The sequence below is a fragment of the Paraburkholderia sp. genome, assembly GCF_035948235.1.
Classification (GTDB): domain Bacteria; phylum Pseudomonadota; class Gammaproteobacteria; order Burkholderiales; family Burkholderiaceae; genus Paraburkholderia.
Genome location: NZ_DASZJJ010000084.1, coordinates 1 through 19,019, shown reverse-complemented (window position 1 = coordinate 19,019; position 19,019 = coordinate 1). Strand labels below are relative to the sequence as shown.

Sequence of the window (19,019 nt, the reverse complement as noted above, 5' to 3'; positions counted from 1 at the left end):
GTGGAGCGCAAGAACATGGCCATCGCCGCCACCGCCAAACTGCAGGAACAATTCGACGCGGGCCTGGAAACCCGCGCGGATTTCACCATCGGCCAGCCGCGCGAGCGCTACGGCGCGGTCGATCACGCAGTCTGGGATCAGCTCTACCGGCGGCAGATGGCGCTGCTCGACGGCCGCGCCTGCGAAGCCTTCATTGAGGGGGCGCAGCGCATCGGCCTGAACGTCGCGCACGTGCCCGACTTCGAGGCCGTGAGCGAGCGCCTGATGGCCGCCACCGGCTGGCGTATTGTGGCCGTGCCGGGCCTCGTGCCCGATCGCATCTTCTTCGAGCACCTGGCCAATCGCCGCTTTCCGGTCACCTGGTGGATGCGCCGCCCGGACCAGCTCGATTACCTGCAGGAACCGGACTGCTTTCACGATCTGTTTGGCCACGTGCCGCTGCTCACGGACCCGGTTTTCGCCGATGCGATCCACGCCTACGGCCGCGCCGCGCTCGCCGTGGAGGACCGCGCGCTGCCACTGCTCGCGCGGCTCTACTGGTACACGGTGGAATTCGGCCTGATGCGCGATGCAGACGCCAAAGACGGCGTGAAAATCTACGGCGCAGGCATCGTGTCGAGCAAGGGCGAATCGCTCTACAGCGTAGAAAGCGCGGCGCCCAACCGGCTCGCCTTCGACCTCGATCGCGTGCTGCGCACGCGCTATCGCATCGACACGTTCCAGAAGACCTACTTCGTGATCGACTCGTTCGCGCAGCTGTTCGACGCGCTGGGCGCGGGCATTGCGGCACGTCTGGCCGACCCCGCGCCGCTGATCGCGGTAGAACCGCACGCCGCTGGCGACGTGCTGGCGAGCGACACGGTGTACACGCGCGGCACACGCGAAGGCTGGCTCACCGACGGCGACGTCTGAAGAACGCCGCGCTTGCGGCAACGCAAAACCGCGGGCGGCCTGAGTGCGCCCATTGCCGCAGTTCGCCCGGCGTGCGCTCGCACGCCCAGGCCATCCGTGGAAGAATCGATTATCGGCCCGGCGCGTTGCCGGGCCCGAAACGCATAACGCATACAGGTGCCATCATGATCAACCGCCTCACCTCCGAAGAGCGCGCCTCGCAACTCGCCGGCCTGCATGGCTGGCAATCCGTCGCGGGCCGCGACGCCATCCAGCGTCATTTCCGTTTCGCCGATTTCAACGAAGCCTTCGGCTTCATGACGCGCGTAGCGATCAAGGCGCAGGAAATGAATCACCATCCCGAATGGTTCAACGTCTATAACCGCGTGGAAATCACCCTCTCGACGCATGAAGCCGACGGCCTCACCAAGCGTGACGTGGAGCTTGCGAGCTTCATCGACTCGATCGCGCCGGGGCCGCTGGCGACCTGATCAGCGGCTTCGCAACGAAGCGCCTGGATCGATATCGGGAAAACGCGAGTAAGCGCATTGCGTGCGTCGCGCGTTAGGCAAAGGTAACGCACGGCGCGCACCGCGCAACAACGAGCAAATGCGCTGCAATGAAAGCATAATGCAGGGTATCGGACGTCGAAACCTTCAGCTTTGAAGGCCTTTCTTGAGGGACACGTAAGACTCCCAGGCAATGCGTGCCTGAGGGTCCAAACGATCCGGTGAGAAGACGTTCTGACGCTGTACAATCAGCAGCGCATATGGCCTGGAGAGCGCACTTGCCTCCTGGCACAACGCGAGTTCGTCGCCGCTCGAAGGCGAGCGGTCGCGCCAGAAGTTGATCGCGGCTTCGAGTTCGGTGATCGAAATATCGGACATGTTGGTCGTGATCGTGCAACTGTTGCACGCGGCGCCACTCAGCTAGCGTCGCCGTTTCAATCGCGGCGCCCGCGAACTGCGTGCCTGAACGCTAAACCCATTGTACTTGAGCGAATTCCATGCGACTCCTTCTGATCGAAGACGACCGCCCCATCGCACGCGGCATCCAGTCCAGCCTCGAACAAGCCGGCTTCACGGTCGACATGGTCCACGACGGCATCTTCGCCGAACAGGCTCTCACGCAGAACCGTCACGAGCTCGTGATCCTCGACCTCGGCCTGCCGGGCATCGACGGCATGACGCTGCTCTCGCGCTTCCGTCAAAGCAACCGTCATACGCCCGTGATCGTGCTGACCGCGCGCGACGAGCTCAATGACCGCGTGCAAGGCCTCAATTCGGGCGCCGACGACTACATGCTCAAGCCGTTCGAACCGGCCGAACTCGAAGCGCGCATCCGCGCCGTGATGCGCCGCAGCGGCCCGCATGGCGACGTGCCGCGTCCTGAAGTCTCGCTGGGCGGTGTGCGCCTGTCGGGCGTCGATCGCCGCATCTTCAACGACGACAAGCCGCTCGAACTTTCGCCGCGCGAATTTGCCGTGCTCGAAATGCTGCTGCTGCGTCATGGCCGCGTCGTGAGCAAGGCGCAACTGCAGGACCACCTCACGCATTTCGGCGGCGATCTCGGCGACACCGCAATCGAAGTCTATGTGCACCGCGTGCGCAAAAAGCTCGAAAACTGCCGTGTCGAAATCGTCACGGTGCGTGGCTTCGGCTACCTGCTGCAGGAAATCCGCCAGGCGGCTTAAGCCTTCGGCGTGTCCCTCAAGGCGTCTCGCATCCCCGCGAGGCGCCGGCTTTCTCTCCCTGCGTTTCCCCTTCTGCCCTACGCTGTCCCGCGCCCTGACACCTTCGTCTGTGCCGCACGGGCGTCCACCCGCGTAAAATGATTCAGGCCCGCGTGGACCGCCTCCCGGCCCCGCGCCCACGTCTACCCTAAGCCTGAACCGATCATGTCCCTCCCGGCCGCAACGAGCCTGCGCCGTACGCTGCTGCGCCGCCTCGCCGCTCCACTATCGCTGCTCGCGCTGATGAGCGGCCTGATCGCCTATTGGCTCGCGTGGCAGTACACGCAGCACGTGGTCGATCGATCGCTCGCCGACCTCGCCACCGCGATCTCGAAACAGATCCAGATCGCCGGTCCCGATGCGCCCGTCACCGTACCGCCGCTCGCCCAGGCGATGTTCTCCGACCCCGTCGAGCATCTCGTCTACCGCATCAGCAACGGCGAGACCGAAATCGCCGGCGACCACGATCTCCCGCTGCAAGGCACCAACGTGCGCCGCATGCATTACGCGTATGTGTTCGAGACCGTTTATCAGGGCGTGAGCGTGCGCGTCGCGCAGGTGCGCGTGCCGCAGCCGCACGGCAATCCGATCGTCGTCGAAGTCGGCCAGCCCGTGCATCATCGCTTTCGCATCGCCGCCGAATTCCTCGTGGCGATCATGATGCCGCTGCTGCTGTTGCTGCTCGCGGGCTGGGTGATCGTGTGGCGCGTGGTGAACCAGCAGCTCAATCCGCTGACCGATCTCGCCGATTCGCTCAACCGGCAGACTCACACCTCGCTGGAGCCGGTCGACGAAACCTATGTGCCCGTCGAGATCCGCCCGCTCACGGGCGCGCTCAACGCCCTGCTCGGGCGTCTGAAGACCGCTCTCGAAGGCCAGCGCAAATTCATCGCCGACGCCGCGCATCAGTTGCGCACGCCGCTCACTGCCGTGAAGCTGCACGCCGAACAGGCCGTCAACGCGCGCGAGCCGCAGAAGGTCAGCGACGCCGTGCGCGAACTGCGCGCCGCCGCCGACCGCGCCGTGCGTCTGTCGAACCAGTTGCTGTCGCTCGCGCGCGCGGAGCCTGGCGAACAGGCCGCGCGCTTCGTCGATATCGACATGTCCGCACTGGCCTTCGAGACCGGCGCGGAATGGGTGCCGCGCGCGCTCGCATGGCACGTCGATCTGGGCTTCCAGCGCCTGGACGATCCCGAGAACGACACGCCGCTGATGGTGCGCGGCAATCCCGTGCTGTTGCACGAGGTGATCGCGAACCTGCTCGACAATGCGCTCAAATACCTGCCGCCCGCGCGCGCCGATGGTGGACGCATCACAGTGACGGTTTCGCAAACCATCGCCGAAGGCGTGCCGATGGCGGAGATCATCGTCGAGGACAATGGCCGCGGTGTGCCGCACGGCCAGCAGGCGGACCTCTTCAAGCGCTTCTTCCGCGGCGACGGCCAGAGCGAAAGCGGCGTCGATAGCGGCGCGGGCCTGGGTCTCGCTATCGTCCACGACATCATGACGCTGCATCGCGGCAGCGTGCATTACGAAGACGCGCCCGAAGGCGGCGCGCGTTTCATCGTGCGCGTACCGCTCAATGTGCGGCACTCGGGCGACCGGATGATGCGCAAGAGCATCTCTGCAGACAGCGTCAACGCCGACGATCGCGAAGCAGCCCAGGTGGCTCCGACCACATCGAAAAAACCTTCGCATCAGGCGCCGATCGATCTCTGATCGCAGCCGCACAAAGTTGATCGACAAAAAACATGGGCCGCAATCTGCATTGCGGCCCATGTGCTTTTCAACGCCCCGGCGCGCAAGCGTCAGCGCATCATTTTTTCTTCTTGCCCTTCGACTTTGCGGGCTTTTCCTTGCCTTCGCTCTTCTCGGGCGGAGCGAGCATCGTGCCGCGGCACTTGCGCGCGCCGCAGCGGCATTCGTATTCGCGCTTGAGCTTCTTGGTCTGCTTCGCGTCGATCACGAGGCCGTAGTCGTAGAACAGCTCCTCGCCTTCTGCGATGTCGCGCAGCGCGTGAATGTAGACGTGCCCTTCGATCTCTTCGGCTTCGCAGTTCGGCGCGCACGAGTGGTTGATCCAGCGCGCGCTATTGCCCTTGATCTTGCCGTCGATCACGTCGCCGTCGTCGAGCGCGAAGTAGAAGGTGTGATTCGGTTCGTCGGGATTGTGCGGATGACGCCGCAACGCTTCCTTCCACGAGATGCGCTCGCCCTTGTATTCGATCAGCCGTTCGCCGGCCTCGATCGCATCGGCCGCAAATACGCCCTTGCCGTGTACGCCCGATTGGCGCACGACGATCCTGCGTACACTCATTGATGGAATCCTTGTGAAGTACTGGGACTGGGGAGACGTTCCCACTCACGGCCCACGCATGCCGCGATCTGTTGCGCGTGCCGCGCCATGCAGAAAAAGCCGCGCTTCACGCAAACGCGGCGCCTTGTCGGCGCCGCATTCGTGAGCGTGCATGCATTGCATGAGACATGCGAGGCGCGCCACAACCGGCATCGTACACGCTCGCGTGTCTTTCGTTCAACCTGCGGCGTGCAATGCACAACACCAGTCAACACCACGAAACACCGGGCGCGCATCGCGTATGCGCTCTGCACACGCGCCGCACGCACTTCGCGCGCTCAACGTTGCCCGAGCGTCGTATCGCCGAACAGTTTTTTCAGCTCACGCGGTTGCGAGCGCCAGTATTGCGGCGGCGCGCTCACGGTCGCGCCGAGTTGCGCGGCGGCATGCCACGGCCAACGCGGATCGTAGAGCATCGCGCGCGCCATCGCGATCATGTCGGCTTCGCCGTCTTCGATAATCTGGTTGGCCTGCAACGCGTCGGTGATGAGACCCACGGCAATCGTGGTCATGCCGGTTTCCTGCTTCACCTTGCGCGCGAACGGCACCTGATAGCCGGGCTCAAGCGGAATCTTCTGCAACGGCGACACGCCGCCGGACGAGACGTCGATCCAGTCCGCGCCGCGCGCCTTGAGCGCCTGCGCGAAGACTACGGTGTCCTCGGGCGTCCAGCCGCCTTCCACCCAGTCGCTCGCCGATACACGCACGCCAACAGGTCGGTCGTCGGGAAACTGCGCGCGCACGATGTCGTAAATCTCCAGCGGAAAACGCATGCGGTTTTCGAGCGAGCCGCCGTATTCGTCGGTGCGCTGGTTGGCAATCGGCGAGAGGAACTGATGCAGCAGGTAGCCGTGCGCGCAGTGAATTTCGAGCGCGTCGATACCGAGGCGGGCCGCGCGCCGCGCCGTCGCCGCGAACGCATTGCGCACACGATTCAGGCCAGCGGTGTCGAGCGCGAGCGGCGGCGTTTCATCCTCCTTGTGCGGCAGCGCCGAGGGCGCATGCGGCAGCCATCCGCCATCGGCAACGCTGATCAGCTGGCCGCCTTCCCAGGGCACATGGCTCGACGCCTTGCGGCCCGCGTGCGAGATCTGCATGGCGATGCGGATCGGCGAGTGACGGCGAATCGCGGCGATCACCGGTTCGAGTGCGGCTTCGGTGGCGTCGTCCCACAGGCCCAGATCGCCGGGCGTGATGCGGCCGTCCGGCTCGACGGCCGTGGCCTCGATGCACAGCATCGCCGCGCCCGACAGCGCGAGATGACCGAGGTGAATCATGTGCCAGTCGTTGGCTTCGCCGCGCTCGGCCGAATACTGGCACATCGGCGAAACGACAATGCGATTGGCGAGCGTCACGCCACGCAGCGCGAGCGGAGTGAAAAGCTTGCTCATGGGGAGAGAATGCGGACGGTGGTGAGAAGCGTCCGAGAATAGCACGCGCTTTTGACAGGCGCTTTCAAGGCCGGCGGCCCTGATCTACCGATCAAAGCCCCATCTGGCACTCATGAAAACAAACGACTCAGGGCTGCTTGAGCGATGCGCCCGCGGCCTGGTTGTCGAGTGCCTCGAGCCACTCGTGAAGCATCAGGCTCGCCTGGGTTTCCAGACGCGGCGCATGCTGGGCCGTTTCGGCGCGCAGCGCGTTGATGTCGATGCCTGCGGCGTCGAGTTCGCCCGCGTTGCCGATCAGCCAGGGCTCGAAGCGGTCGGCGCGCACTTCGGGATGGCATTGCAGCCCGAGCACATGATTGCCCCACGCAAAAGCCTGGTTCTCGCACAGCGGGGTCGAAGCCAGACGCGTGGCGCCCGCCGGCAGGTCGAAGGTGTCGCCGTGCCAGTGCAGCATCGAAGTCGACGCGCCATCGAGATGACACAATGGCGACGCGCGGCCCGCATCGGTGAGCGTGAGCGGCGTCCAGCCGATTTCCTTGTGGGCCGCCGCGTAGACGCGCGCGCCGAGCACGCGCGCAATCAGCTGCGCGCCCAGGCAAATGCCGAGCGTGGGCAGCCCCGCCGCGATGCGCTTTTCGATCAGCGCGGCAATCGGTGCAAGTGTGGGATAGCGTGCGTCATCGCAGGCATTGATGGGACCGCCCAGGATCACCATCAGCGACGCAGAAGTGGGATTGAGTGCGCCGACGCGCGCGAAGCCGACATCGACATAGCGAACCGGCCGCCCGCGATCGCCGAGCACGCGCTCGAAACTGCCGAGGTCCTCGAAATATACGTGGCGAACGGCCAATACTTCGCGATTCATCGGCAAATCCCTGGGTCAGCTACACAATTCGACGCGCGGCGCCCGCGTCATGCGGCACGCGCGTGGGGTACTTGGTCAAGAGTTTTCGACACGCTGGCGACACGCCTGTGACAGCGTGGCGCAGGCTCGCTGCGTCGTATCGACGCTTCGTCTGCCTGCCGTCCCACGAAACCGTTCAGACCGCCCCACCGCGCGAGGCGCGGCCGTCCGCCAGGGGACGACGCGCCGCGGCGCGAGGGCGACGTGCAAGTGACATGCAAACAGCAGGCTTCGTGGGCGCTGCGCGGGTCGCCAGGCGATATCAGGCTGCGAAGATCTTCCAGTTTTTCTTCTGGGTCGTCGCGTCAGCCTGTTCGTACACCGAGCAATCGAGACGCAGATCGTTGTCGGTCATCTGGATGCCGAGCAGCGCGCACTTGTGCGGCGTCTTCTTCGGGGTCTTGCTCGGCTCGAAGTGCGAGCACGAGAGGCACATGCGGTGCTGCGGCATGGCTTCCTGCGACTCGAGCACATAGACCGTCTTGAGCAGCGTGCGGTAGAACGCCGACTGCTCGTCTGCGCGCAGCGTGCCGACTGCCTTCGAGAGGAAGTCAGGCCATTGCGCGGCCTTCTTCGCAGCCGTACGGCCACGCGCGGTCAAACGCACCGCGAGCGCGCGGCCATCGTCGAGCGCGCGGCGCTTTTCGACGAGACCCTTGGTTTCGAGCGTGCTCACCGCATCGCTGGTGGTGGCGGCAGTCAGTGCCGTCTCACGGGCGATCTCGCCGAGGCGCATCGGCCCCTTGCGCTGCATCAGCAGCACGAGAATTTCGCCCTGGGTCGGCGTAAGGCCTGCCCCTTCGGCCCAGTCCCACGCCTGGCTCCGCATTGCCGTGCTAAGTCGCAGCAGGCTATGGGTCACCCGCCCGGCTGCCTGCTCTCCGTATACGCCTTCGCTCATAGTCTTTCGCTGGTTATTTGGCAGCTTGCGCTGCATCGTCCGCCGCCGCATGTGCCGACGGCATTGTGGGAAACCTCGCGGACGATTTAGTGAATCGCCCACACCATCTCAAAAAATTCCTGCTTCGCGCGCGCCGAAAACCGCCACAAACGCGTACTGCAAACAGTCATTTCTTCTCGCCTGGCAGGCCCGGCGCTTCCTTCGTAACCCCGTGCCTGCGCAGCAAACCGACATTCTATGCGAGAGTAGCAAATCGCACAGCTAACTTATCAAGCGGTAATTGTGGATAACCCGTTGGTAAGTACACTAACGATATGTGGACAGCTTCTTGACGCTGCACAATCTTCGCCGAATCCGTCTGCCACTTATCGCGCATTTGGGCCTGCCAGGCAAGTGCGAACGATCTTTCCACGCGTGTCGCAGGCCCTTGAGTTTTCAGGCATTTCAGCGGTTACCCACAGACACGCGCAGGCCCTGCTGCACACTATTGCCCATAATGGCGCAAAGATCAAAAAAATAAGAACACCCTGGTATCTTGCCCGGGACAAAAAATTCTTTGAATGACCCGCGCAAAACTGCATTGTGGGCAACGGCCGGGGTCCGGGAGCCCAGTAAGAGCGCGTAACAAACAATAAGGGCAGCCGCCTGGCTGCCCTCTCGCACTGCTTACGCATCACGATTACTGGCGCTCCGGTTGCGCCCTGACCGTCATGCGCGCCAGCGCAGACACTGCTGCCGCACTGCTTCGTGCAGCGATTTTTCGTCGGCGACCACGCTGCGCAGCCAGCTCGCGTCGTTGTTCTGCGAGCGCGCAATCGTGCCGATTTCAGCTAGCGCGCGCGTCGAGCCCAGCGCCTCGCCATGCGGTGCGATCTTGTCGAGCGTGGCAAGAATGTCCTCGGAAATGGTGCGGCGCTCGCTTGTCTGCGGATCGACCACCGTGCCCGCAAGCCCGAAACGGCAAGCCTGGAAGCGGTTGAAGGTGTAGACGAGGTAATCGTCCTCGAGCGGCTGGATCGGCCGGTCGATGAGCAGATGGCGCGCGAGCGTCTGGATATAGCAGGCGATTGCCGCCGCCCGTTCGACCGACAGCGGCGTGTCCATCACCCGCACTTCGATCGTGCCAAAACCGGGCTTCGGGCGAATGTCCCAGTAAAAGTCTTTCATGCTGTTGACAACGCCCGTGTGGACCATCTTCGAGAAGTACTCCTTGAACTCCTCCCAGCTCAGCACGAACGGCGCGCGGCCCGATAGCGGAAACGCAAACACGGAATTCAGTCGTGCCGAATGAAATCCGGTGTCCACGCCCTGCACATAGGGCGACGACGCGGACAACGCAATGAAATGAGGAATGAAGCGCGACAGCGAATGCAGCAAAAAGAGCGCGCTATCCGCATCCGGGCAGCCGATGTGAACGTGCTGGCCGAACACCGTGAACTGCTTGGCGAGATAGCCGTACAGCTCCGAAAGGTACTGAAAGCGCGGTGTATCGACGATACGACGGTCGCTCCACTGCTGGAACGCATGTGTGCCGCCGCCGCACAGGCCGACGTTCAGACGGTCGGCCGCCGTCACCAGCACATCGCGGATCTTGCGCAGATCCGCCACGGCCTGCTCGTGATGCGTGCAGATGCCGGTGGACAGCTCAATCATGCTTTCGGTGATTTCAGGCGTGATGTTGCCGGGAATCTCCTGATCCTTGATGAGGCGCATGAGATCGCTGCCCGCCTTGGTCAGATCGTAATCGTGCGTGTTGACGATCTGCATTTCGAGTTCGACGCCGAAGGTGAACGGCTTCGAATCGACAAAAGTTTCCAGTGACATGACGTCCTCTCATTCGGCCGCGCCACGCGCCGCCGCCCGCTTGTGCAAGCGGCGGCGTGGGTGGCGGGCGGTGTATCTGACGGTGCTTCTAGCCGTGTTTGCGGCGGCAATCTGCCGCATTCATTGTTCGTCGCGCTCGCCCACCAGCGCCAGCGCGCGATAGACGAGCCACGGTCCGATCAGCTGCAACACCACGATTGCGCACATCATGATCGCGCGCAGGCTGGGATCGAAGTTCGGGTACAGATCGTAGGTGTCCTCCATGAGCAGCAGCGCCAGCGCCGACATCGGCGTGAGCGCTACGCCTAGCGCCACGCCCTGCTTCCATTCAAGCCCGCTTGGCTTCGCGAAGATCAGCACGCCCACAAGCTTGCCGACCAGCCGCGCCACGATCAGCCCCGCCGCGGCCAGGCCGCCCACCAGGATGTAGTGCCACTGGAAGGTGGTCATGGTCAGCACGAACAGGATCACGGTGAGCAGCCACCCGGCCGTGCCGAAGTGTTGCGGCCAGAGCTGCGGGCGCACCTCCAGATTCTTCACGATGATGCCGGCGGCCAGCAGGCTCAGGATCGTCGAGAGCTTGAGCAGATGCGCCACGGCGATCGCCAGCAGCACAAGGCCGAATAGCGCGACGAAGGAGTGCTCATCCTGCGGGCTCAGGCGGCGGTAGAACAAGGTGCAGGCGCGCGCGAGCACGTACGCGACCACGATCGAGCCAACCAGCAGATAGAGCGGCTGCAGGATGGTGGCGAACACGTTGCCGTAGATCTCCTGATGCAGCCAGCTCGACGCGAGCTTTTCGACCACCACGGCGTACATGCTGTTGAGCGCCGAGAGCGTCAGAAGCCGCTGCGTGACCTGGCCTTCGGCGCGCAATTCGGTCTTGAGCTGGATCACCATCGCGGGCGACGTGGCCATCGCGATCGAAGCCACGACGGTAGCGACCATCGCCGGCACCGACAGGAACAGCAGGACCACGAGCACCAGCACGAAGGTGAGCGACGACTCCGCGAGGCTCGACAGGATCAGCCAGGAATTGCGGCGGATCCAGCGCAGATCGAGCCGGCTGCCGAGTTCGAACAGCAACAGGCCGAGCGCGACATCGAGCACCGGCCGCGCGGCATTGGCCGTATCGATGTCGATCACGCCAAAGCCCGCCGACCCGGCGATCAGGCCGATGATCGCGTAGCCGGAAATGCGAGGCAGGCGCCAGGCGCGATAACAGAGTTCACCGCACAGACCGGCGGCCAGCAACGCGAGCCCGGCCCAGAAAATGCCGTCTGGATGCAACGGCCACGCGGGAAAGAACGAAAACGCCGACTTCATCGTGAAGGCTTCTCCTTGGCAACACCTTCATGCAGGGGACCGGATCAGGCATCGAGGCCCGCGCCGGCCGGCACAGAAGACAAGTCCAGCTGTCCGACGTACGAGTAACGCTACGGCCCGGCTCATGGGCAAGCCGCGTGCCTCGCAGACATAACACATGCGTGGCGAATGCGCGGCGAGCCGGGCGAGAGGATGTCAGCCTGTCAGACCGCCCTACGCCGACGACGCGCAAGCCCGCAGCCCGGGCCTGCACGGCTGGCATCGGCTGGATGGCGGGACGACAGGGAGACCTCGCACCGGTGCCGCTTGTGCGGCAAACAGCCGGTCCAGGCGCGTTCTTATGGATTGTCAGCGCCCGGGTTGGATGAACGAACGCTGCCGCTTTCCTGAGCCATGAGAGTCAGTTCAGGCGGCATCCGTTCCGTGGACGCGTCGGCCAGTTGATGCAGCCTGTCTGGCGGATGACGCGGAAAAGAACGGCGATTGTGCCATAGCTTTTTTGCAATTGTCCCACTTGCAGCGATGAAGCCCGTCGATGCCGGTAATTGCGCCCGTTTTAGCTGACGATACGGAAAAAATGACCGTCCTTTAGACGATGCCCTAAATGTATCGGTCACACAGCGCGACAGCGCACCTTGAAGAGAGTCTTGCCGATGCCGGTGGCGCCAGCTTCAGGTTTACGGTTTACCGTATGTATACGTAGTAGAAGTTAACAAGGGTGGCACTTTCCTGTGGATAACCCCTGTATACCTATGTGAATCATCGGCTTGGCGTTCGCACAACCCATCGCACAGTGTGTGGCATGTTGCCTGGCAATCAAGAATAACTTTTTGAGGGCGCAAAGCGGGGCGCGAGTTATCCCGTTTACGCCCACAACGCGCCCACACGAAACTTGTCCACAACTCGCGCAGTTATCCACATGTCCGGCGGGATAACTGTATTGGTGGTGTTGTAAGGTTGCTTGTAACGTTTGTTGTCGTCAGAGGCTGCGCTGACGAAGAGCGCGCTGCAAAAAGCGCGCGGGATCGATCTGTTCGGCGAGTTCCCGCTCGATTGGCCAGGGTTCGCCTTCGAGTTGCGAGGCAATCAGCTCCGCGCCCAGCGACGCCCAGACCAGCCCGCGCGAGCCGAACGCAAAGGCGCCAAATAGTCCCGGTGCGCGCGGCAGATCCTGCGGCCACGCGCCCGAGAGACGCTGGGCGTCGCGGCGGGCAGCCTCTTCGTCGCCGAGCTGGCCGAGCATCGGCAGTCGGTCGCTCGTCACGCAGCGCAGCGCCACGCGGCCACGCCAGCCGCCTGGCGGTTCGGTGGCGCTGGCTAGTGCCGGCAGCATCAGCGAGACGCGTTCGAGGTTCTCCAGGTGGCCTGGCGCGCGCAGATCGAGATTCGTATCGTCCACCTCGTAGGTCGCGCCTGCGAGCGTCACGCCGCCATCTAGCGGCACCGCGTAGCCGTCGCCGATCACGGGCACGCGCAGCGCCGCGAGCGGGCTGTGGTCGACCAGCGTGAGCTGGCCGCGCACGCTGCGCGTCGGCGCGAAATCGCGGGCCGATGCGCGCGCCGCATCGTGCGCATTGGCAAAGATCACCGCGCCCGCCTGGGCGATCAACACGCCGGCATCGTCGAATACCTGCCATGACTCGCCCGAGCGGGCGAGGCGGCCGACCTGCACGCCGTAGCGCACGTCCACCTGTGCGCCGCTAAACGCGCTGGCCGCGGCGATCTGCGCACGGCACAGGGAAGCCGGATCGATCGCGCCGCCGCGTGGATAGAACCAGCCGCCCTGCGTGAGCGCAACGCCTGCGATTTTCTGGGCTTCGTCGCGATCGACGCCATGCACGAATTCGTCGGGATAACCAAATGATGCGAGCGCCTGCGCCACGGCGCGCGATTCGTCGTCGGTGGCCAGATGCAGGAGTCCTGCATGACTGCGCTTCGGCGCATGGCCCAGCGCATCGAGCGCGGCCCAGCGTTGTAACGCGTAGAGAAAACCTGCACGCGTGATACGCGACGCGTTGCTGTCGTCGCGCGAAATCAGCGGATGAAACACGCCGGCCGGATTGCCCGAAGCCTCGCACGCGGGCGCCGGGTGGCGCTCCAGCAGCGTGACGCGCCAGCCGCGCGCGGCGAGCCGTTCTACCAGCGCAGTGCCCGCGAGCCCTGCGCCGATCACGACGGCATGGCGCTCGGCAAGCGGTATCGGCAACGGCGGCTCGTAGCGGCGCACGCGCCAGCGCGGCGCGAAGCGGCCGGTCAGCATCGCCCATTTGTCGCCGAAGCCGGATGTCTTGCGAAACTCGAAACCGTTCTGTTCGAGCGCGCGTTTCACGTCGCCGGCGCTGCTCCAGGTGGCGAAGCTGGCGTCCTCGCCCGCAACACGCGCCAGCGCCTTGAAGATAGCCGGCGACCAGAGTTCGGGATTTTTCGCGGGCGCGAAACCATCGAGATAGATCGCGTCGGCGCGTAACCACATTTTGGGAAGCGACTCGGCGGCGTCGCCGAACACGAGCGTGAGCGTCACTCGCCCGCCCTCGAATTCGAGCCGGTGTGTGCCCGGCACGAGCATCGGCCAGGCGTCGATCAGCTCACGCGCGAGCGCCGCGAGGTCGCGATCCAGCGCCTGGGCAACGACGGCATCGAGCACGGCGCGCAGATCTTCGCGCGCAAACGGATGCTTTTCCACCGAAACAAAATGCAGGCGCTCGCAACGAACGGGGTCGGCGCGCCAGGCCGCCCAGGTGGTGAGAAAGTTCACGCCCATGCCGAAACCCGTTTCCAGCACGGTAAAAATGCGCCGGTTTTGCCAGCGTTCAGGCAGACCGTTGCCCTTCAGAAAGACAAAATCGGCCTGTGCAAAGGCGCCCGAAGGGCTGTGATAGACGTCGCCGAAGCGTGGCGAAAACGGCGTGCCGTCCTCGCGGAACGCGAGCGTGGCGGGGATCAGGGTGGCGGTCATGACTAACGGATGCGCACGGAAAGTGGGAAATGCCCGTGGGGACTGGGTTTGCGGCCGCAAAACGTTGGCGCGGCGCAACGCGCGAAGGTCGATTTGATGCATGCCGGCTGCGTTTTGCGCGCGGCGCGGATCAAAAACGCAAGGACATGCAGAAAAACCGGCGCGGACCCCTCGAAATCTTCGAAACCCTTGTCGTTATTGGGTTTGCGCTGCGCTATCATAGCAAGCGCCGCCCAGGGAAGCGGCAGCACGGACGTCACGGGAAGGCGCAGGCTCTTGCAGGCGCTTCAAGCCGCGACGCAAATCCCCGGGGTGCTCCGGGTCCGCGCTGCTCGACGGCGCGGCACGCGTCCGTATAATCGGCGCGTTCGCGCTGTTCGTGTCAACCTAAACACAGAAAGGAATATCTCAATGAATAAACAGGAACTGATCGACGCCGTCGCAGCACAGACGGGCGCTAGCAAGGCTCAAACCGGTGAAACGCTGGATACGCTCCTCGAAGTGGTCAAGAAGGCCGTGTCGAAAGGCGACGCTGTCCAGCTGATCGGCTTCGGCAGCTTCGGCTCGGGCAAGCGTGCGGCACGTACGGGCCGCAACCCGAAGACCGGCGAGACCATCAAGATTCCGGCAGCCAAGACCGTCAAGTTCACGGCTGGCAAGGCGTTCAAGGACGCCGTCAACAAGCGTTAAAGCAAGTTAAAGCAATACCGCTTTAAGTTGACACCCGCCCCTGGCGGGTTTTTTTTCGCCCGTTTTTGCCAGACGGCGCCGCATTGCACGGCGCCGTTTTGTATTTAAGCCGCCCTTTCAGGCGGCTTTTTCATGGGCGATCTGTGATGAAGTCAGTCATGACGATGGACGATTTCGCCTTCGCCATCGTGGTCATGATCGTCTTCGTCGTCGAAATCCCACTGCGGGAACGGGTCGGCGTAAGTTTGCCAGGCGTCGGGGCCGGCGGCGAATTCGGCATCCGTGACGAGGCATGCGTCGAGCTTCGCGCGCCACGCCGCATGGTCCAGATTCACGCCGATCATCACCAGTTCCTGGCGACGGTCGCCGATGCGCGTATCGTTCGCGTCGCCGAACCAGTCGCGCGCGATCTCCTGTTCCAGCTCGACATCCTGCGGCCATTCCTCGCGTGGCTGCGCGGCCCACCAGGTGCCTGCCGGACCATGACGGCACACGCCGCCCGCCTGCGAAAGCTGACCGGCCACGTCGTTGCGCGTGGCGAGCCAGAAGAAGCCCTTCGAGCGCAGCACGCCAGTCCATTCCTGGTTGAGCAGTGCCCACAGACGCTCCGGATGGAACGGCTTGCGCGCACGATAGACGAAGTTGCCGATGCCGTAGGTATCCGCTTCGCTGCGATGCTGGTGATCGGGATGGTCGCAGTGCGTGCCGCAATCGCCGTGGTCGTGCGCGTGATCATGATCGTGCGCATGGTCGTGATCGTGCGAATGTGCGTCCTCGTGCAGCGACGCGAGCCAGCCCGGCGCGCTCGCGGCCGCGTCGAAATCGAAGCGACCCGTGTTGAGCACCGCGTCGAGCGGCACCTCGCCGAAGCGGCTCACCACCTGCACCGCGCGCGGGTTGATGCGTGCGAGGATGTGCTGCAGGCGCGCGAGATCGTCGGCGCTCACCAGATCGGCCTTGTTGAGCACGAGCACGTCGCAGAATTCCACCTGCTCGATCAGCAATTCGACGATGGTGCGGTCGTCGCCCTCGCCCACCGTCATGCCGCGCTCGGCGAGCGGGTCGGCGCTGGCGTAGTCGCGCAGGAAATTGAAGGCGTCCACCACGGTGACCATCGTGTCCAGCCGCGCGATATCGGCCAGCGATCCGCCGTCTTCGTCGGTGAACGTGAAGGTTTCGGCTACCGGCATCGGTTCGGCCACGCCGGTCGATTCGATCAGGATGGCGTCGAAACGCTGGCCTGCCTGGGCCGGATCGGCCAGACGGCGGATTTCGGTGAGCAGATCGTCGCGCAGCGTGCAGCAGATGCAGCCGTTGGACAGCTCGACGAGACGCTCCTCGACGCGCGCGAGCGTGGAGGCGTCACGCACGAGCGCCGCGTCGATATTGACGGCGGCCAGGTCGTTGACGATCACGGCCACGCGCAAACCGGCGCGGTTCGCGAGGACGTGACTGAGCAATGTGGTCTTGCCCGCGCCCAGAAAGCCGGAGAGCACGGTGACGGGCAGTGGCGTCGGGTTCATCGCAGTGTGCAGTAAGGAAGGAAAAAACGGCAGGAAAATCGGGCCGCACGGGCCACGGAGGGCAATCTGACGGCGCAAGCCTGCATTTTGCACCATGCGGACTCCGCGCGCTGACGGCGCTGGCCGCTTTGGCGTTGTTGGAACTTTCGGGAAGAGGTCAGCGCGGCCCGTTCAGGGCATCAGCTTCCATTTGCGCAGGATCGCGGCGATCTGCTGGGCGTAGGTGTCGCGCAACGCGGGCGTTTCGGAATGATAGGCACCCACCGCCGCCCAGGTGTTGCCATATTTGTTCATCTTCTGGCGCAGATGCCAGGCGGCAATGTAGACGTTCTTGCACGGCTCCATGAGCGTGCTTTGCGAGATGCCATACTGCGCGAGCGCGGGAAGATGAATCGAGTTGATCTGCATCACGCCGTAGTCGGTAGAACCGTTCGCATTCCTGTGCAGTGCGTCGGGCGTGTTGTGCGATTCCTGCCAGGCGATGGCGCGCAGGATCAGCGGATTGACCTTCTGGTAGCGGGCCGCCTCGTCGAAGCAATCGGCGCGCGCCGGCGCGCTGGCCGCAGCGGCAAGCGTGACTAGAACGGCGATCGTGGCGGACGCAACCTTTTTCATTGCAACGTCGAGTGGAGTGCTGGAGACAAAAGCGTCGTGCAGTAAGGGCCCGATATCGGGAAAACCCGCGTCTTGCGGGCGCAACCCGTGGGTGCACAGGCGCCGCGCCGCCCGTATGATACCGGCAGACCATGACGCGTCAAACTGGCCGAACGGCTTATGCGCCGATGCGGGCAGTCACGACGACAAGGCTTGACGCGGCTCAATCCTTACAAATGCCTTTGTGCGGGATCGCAGGCTTTAGAAGAAATCCCCAGACGTTTGGTCTTTGTGACAAATTCGACATGAAAAACTGCTACTGTTGCTCGTTTTGGTGAGCATCGGTTGCCGGGGAGGAGCGTCGGCAGTCTGCGGCGGTTGGAGCCAGGCGGGTGCGTCGCATCCATCCCGTCGGCCGATTGCACGGGCACGATGTGCACTGAGCACGATAAGTACGACTAGCCGGCGGTGTCCGCTGCCGGCTTCGATATGACACCCATGAGAAGAAATCGTATGGCTTTGCGTCGCGTCGCCACGGCGCTGCTCGTGAGCGGACTGATGACGGCGCAACTCGCGCATGCCCAGGTCACCCTCAACTTCGTCAATGCCGATATCGATCAGGTAGCGAGGGCCATCGGCGCGGCCACCGGCAAAACGATCATTGTCGATCCGCGCGTGAAGGGGCAGCTCAATCTGGTTTCCGAGAATCCCGTGCCCGAGGATCAGGCGCTCAAGACGCTGCAATCGGCGCTGCGCATGCAGGGTTTCTCGCTGGTGCAGGATCACGGCGTACTGAAGGTCGTGCCTGAGGCCGACGCCAAGCTCCAGGGCGTGCCCACCTACGTTGGCAACGCGCCGGCCGCGCGCGGCGACCAGGTCATCACCCAGGTCTTCCAGCTGCGCAACGAGTCGGCCAATAACCTGCTGCCGGTGCTGCGCCCGCTCATCTCGCCGAACAACACCATCGCGGCCTATCCGGGCAACAACGCGCTCGTCGTGACCGATTACGCCGACAACGTGCGGCGTATCGCGGCGATCATCGCGGGCGTCGACACGGCCGCTGGCCAGCAGGTGCAGGTCGTGCCGCTGCGCAACGCCAACGCGCTCGACATCGCGCCCACGCTGCAGAAGATGCTCGATCCGGGCGCGATCGGCGGCTCCGATCCCACGCTCAAGGTCACGGTGCTGGCCGATTCGCGCACCAATTCGATCATGTTGCGCGCGTCCAATCCGCAGCGCCTGGCGGCCGCGAAGGCGCTCGCCAGGGAACTCGACGCGCCCACCAGCATGCCGGGCAACATGCACGTCGTGTCGCTGCGCAACGCCGACGCCGTGCAACTGGCCAAGACCCTGCGCGGCATGATGGGCAAGGGCGGCAACGATTCGTCGTCGTCCGGTGGCAGCGCGAATTCATTCAACCAGAACGGCAACAGCGGCGGCGCGGGTGGTGGCGGCAGCTCGACCGGTCTGTCGGGCACCCCGCCCTTGCCCAGTTCGCTGGGCGGCAGCAGCGGCGCGTCGAACAATCCGATGGGCGGCGGCGGGTCCTCAAGCGGCAACAGCGACTTTCTCGGCGACAACGGCAAGGACAAGGGCGACGACAACTCGTCCGGCGGCGGCATGATCCAGGCCGATGCGGCCACCAATTCGCTGATCATCACCGCGCCCGACGCGCTCTATCGCAACCTGCGCACCGTGATCGACCAGCTCGACGCGCGCCGCGCCCAGGTCTATATCGAAGCGCTGATCGTCGAGCTGAACTCGAATACCAACGCCAACCTGGGCATCCAGTGGCAGATCGGCAGCGGCAACGTGCTGGCCGGCACCAATCTGTCCACCGGCAGCAGCAACAGCATCATCAACCTGACGGCGGGCGCCGTGCAGAGCGGCAGCCTGGTCAGCTCGCTGGGCAATCTCCAGCAGGGCCTGAA

Annotated in this window: 16 protein-coding genes; 6 read left to right on the top strand and 10 right to left on the bottom strand. The window is 64.1% G+C overall.

What is annotated here, in order from left to right:
• Positions 1-15: 15 nt before the first annotated feature.
• Complete coding sequence (gene phhA, locus VG320_RS06620; protein WP_327199333.1) at positions 16-912, top strand: phenylalanine 4-monooxygenase; 897 nt, start codon at positions 16-18, stop codon at positions 910-912.
• Positions 913-1,055: 143 nt separating this feature from the next.
• On the top strand, positions 1,056-1,382 hold the full coding sequence (locus VG320_RS06615) for a 4a-hydroxytetrahydrobiopterin dehydratase (RefSeq protein ID WP_414695984.1): 327 nt from the start codon (positions 1,056-1,058) through the stop codon (positions 1,380-1,382).
• A 165-nt stretch (positions 1,383-1,547) separates the two neighbouring features.
• On the opposite strand, the gene VG320_RS06610 is transcribed toward VG320_RS06615, so the two are convergent.
• Positions 1,548-1,778 carry a DUF3717 domain-containing protein gene (locus tag VG320_RS06610; RefSeq protein WP_167063651.1) on the bottom strand — a complete coding sequence of 77 codons (231 nt, stop codon included), beginning with the start codon at positions 1,776-1,778 and terminating at the stop codon, positions 1,548-1,550.
• 119 nt (positions 1,779-1,897) lie between these two features.
• On the opposite strand from VG320_RS06610, the gene VG320_RS06605 reads away from it, so the two are divergent.
• Positions 1,898-2,584 (top strand): response regulator transcription factor, encoded by a 687-nt coding sequence (locus VG320_RS06605; protein ID WP_027815974.1) that lies wholly within the window; start codon positions 1,898-1,900, stop codon positions 2,582-2,584.
• Between the two features lie 204 nt (positions 2,585-2,788).
• Positions 2,789-4,342: a sensor histidine kinase gene (locus VG320_RS06600; protein WP_327199332.1), complete on the top strand. Its 1,554-nt coding sequence runs from the start codon at positions 2,789-2,791 to the stop codon at positions 4,340-4,342.
• A 97-nt stretch (positions 4,343-4,439) separates the two neighbouring features.
• Here the strand turns inward: VG320_RS06600 and VG320_RS06595 are convergent, their stop codons facing one another.
• The 7 genes from VG320_RS06595 to mnmC all read right to left on the bottom strand — a co-directional run bounded on the left by VG320_RS06595 (position 4,440) and on the right by mnmC (position 14,281).
• Positions 4,440-4,940: an SET domain-containing protein gene (locus tag VG320_RS06595; protein WP_327199331.1), complete on the bottom strand. Its 501-nt coding sequence runs from the start codon at positions 4,938-4,940 to the stop codon at positions 4,440-4,442.
• A gap of 317 nt (positions 4,941-5,257) precedes the next feature.
• Positions 5,258-6,370 carry an NADH:flavin oxidoreductase/NADH oxidase gene (locus tag VG320_RS06590; RefSeq protein WP_327199330.1) on the bottom strand — a complete coding sequence of 371 codons (1,113 nt, stop codon included), beginning with the start codon at positions 6,368-6,370 and terminating at the stop codon, positions 5,258-5,260.
• A gap of 127 nt (positions 6,371-6,497) precedes the next feature.
• Positions 6,498-7,235, bottom strand: coding sequence for a glutamine amidotransferase (locus VG320_RS06585; RefSeq protein ID WP_327199329.1), 738 nt, complete (start codon positions 7,233-7,235; stop codon positions 6,498-6,500).
• Between the two features lie 301 nt (positions 7,236-7,536).
• Positions 7,537-8,175 (bottom strand): MarR family winged helix-turn-helix transcriptional regulator, encoded by a 639-nt coding sequence (locus tag VG320_RS06580; protein ID WP_327199328.1) that lies wholly within the window; start codon positions 8,173-8,175, stop codon positions 7,537-7,539.
• 708 nt (positions 8,176-8,883) lie between these two features.
• Complete coding sequence (locus tag VG320_RS06575) at positions 8,884-9,999, bottom strand: YbdK family carboxylate-amine ligase (protein ID WP_327199327.1); 1,116 nt, start codon at positions 9,997-9,999, stop codon at positions 8,884-8,886.
• 120 nt (positions 10,000-10,119) lie between these two features.
• The gene (locus VG320_RS06570; protein WP_327199326.1) at positions 10,120-11,325 is read right to left on the bottom strand and encodes a cation:proton antiporter; all 1,206 of its coding nucleotides are present in this window, start codon (positions 11,323-11,325) and stop codon (positions 10,120-10,122) included.
• 979 nt (positions 11,326-12,304) lie between these two features.
• A complete protein-coding gene (gene mnmC / locus VG320_RS06565) occupies positions 12,305-14,281 on the bottom strand; it encodes a bifunctional tRNA (5-methylaminomethyl-2-thiouridine)(34)-methyltransferase MnmD/FAD-dependent 5-carboxymethylaminomethyl-2-thiouridine(34) oxidoreductase MnmC (protein WP_327199325.1) in 1,977 nt (658 codons plus the stop codon).
• A 411-nt stretch (positions 14,282-14,692) separates the two neighbouring features.
• On the opposite strand from mnmC, the gene VG320_RS06560 reads away from it, so the two are divergent.
• Positions 14,693-14,971: an HU family DNA-binding protein gene (locus VG320_RS06560; protein ID WP_027815965.1), complete on the top strand. Its 279-nt coding sequence runs from the start codon at positions 14,693-14,695 to the stop codon at positions 14,969-14,971.
• A gap of 152 nt (positions 14,972-15,123) precedes the next feature.
• On the opposite strand, the gene VG320_RS06555 is transcribed toward VG320_RS06560, so the two are convergent.
• Both VG320_RS06555 and VG320_RS06550 read right to left on the bottom strand, forming a co-directional pair.
• Positions 15,124-16,494 (bottom strand): GTP-binding protein, encoded by a 1,371-nt coding sequence (locus tag VG320_RS06555; protein ID WP_327199324.1) that lies wholly within the window; start codon positions 16,492-16,494, stop codon positions 15,124-15,126.
• Positions 16,495-16,665: 171 nt separating this feature from the next.
• Entirely contained in the window at positions 16,666-17,109 is a 444-nt protein-coding gene (locus VG320_RS06550; RefSeq protein ID WP_327199323.1) for a lytic transglycosylase domain-containing protein, read from the bottom strand.
• Positions 17,110-17,601: 492 nt separating this feature from the next.
• On the opposite strand from VG320_RS06550, the gene gspD reads away from it, so the two are divergent.
• On the top strand, positions 17,602-19,019 hold a 1,418-nt coding region (gene gspD, locus VG320_RS06545), incomplete at its 3' end, for a type II secretion system secretin GspD (RefSeq protein WP_327199322.1).

Excerpts from the sequence above, each read along its gene's own strand:
- VG320_RS06610 (WP_167063651.1), bottom strand. The coding sequence starts at position 1,778 with ATGTCCGATATTTCGATCACCGAACTCGAAGCCGCGATCAACTTCTGG.
- VG320_RS06575 (WP_327199327.1), bottom strand. The coding sequence starts at position 9,999 with ATGTCACTGGAAACTTTTGTCGATTCGAAGCCGTTCACCTTCGGCGTC.
- VG320_RS06555 (WP_327199324.1), bottom strand. The coding sequence starts at position 16,494 with ATGAACCCGACGCCACTGCCCGTCACCGTGCTCTCCGGCTTTCTGGGC.
- VG320_RS06600 (WP_327199332.1), top strand. The coding sequence starts at position 2,789 with ATGTCCCTCCCGGCCGCAACGAGCCTGCGCCGTACGCTGCTGCGCCGC.
- VG320_RS06590 (WP_327199330.1), bottom strand. The coding sequence starts at position 6,370 with ATGAGCAAGCTTTTCACTCCGCTCGCGCTGCGTGGCGTGACGCTCGCC.
- phhA (WP_327199333.1), top strand. The coding sequence starts at position 16 with ATGGCCATCGCCGCCACCGCCAAACTGCAGGAACAATTCGACGCGGGC.
- VG320_RS06580 (WP_327199328.1), bottom strand. The coding sequence starts at position 8,175 with ATGAGCGAAGGCGTATACGGAGAGCAGGCAGCCGGGCGGGTGACCCAT.
- VG320_RS06550 (WP_327199323.1), bottom strand. The coding sequence starts at position 17,109 with ATGAAAAAGGTTGCGTCCGCCACGATCGCCGTTCTAGTCACGCTTGCC.
- VG320_RS06595 (WP_327199331.1), bottom strand. The coding sequence starts at position 4,940 with ATGAGTGTACGCAGGATCGTCGTGCGCCAATCGGGCGTACACGGCAAG.
- mnmC (WP_327199325.1), bottom strand. The coding sequence starts at position 14,281 with ATGACCGCCACCCTGATCCCCGCCACGCTCGCGTTCCGCGAGGACGGC.
- VG320_RS06585 (WP_327199329.1), bottom strand. The coding sequence starts at position 7,235 with ATGAATCGCGAAGTATTGGCCGTTCGCCACGTATATTTCGAGGACCTC.
- VG320_RS06560 (WP_027815965.1), top strand. The coding sequence starts at position 14,693 with ATGAATAAACAGGAACTGATCGACGCCGTCGCAGCACAGACGGGCGCT.
- VG320_RS06570 (WP_327199326.1), bottom strand. The coding sequence starts at position 11,325 with ATGAAGTCGGCGTTTTCGTTCTTTCCCGCGTGGCCGTTGCATCCAGAC.
- VG320_RS06605 (WP_027815974.1), top strand. The coding sequence starts at position 1,898 with ATGCGACTCCTTCTGATCGAAGACGACCGCCCCATCGCACGCGGCATC.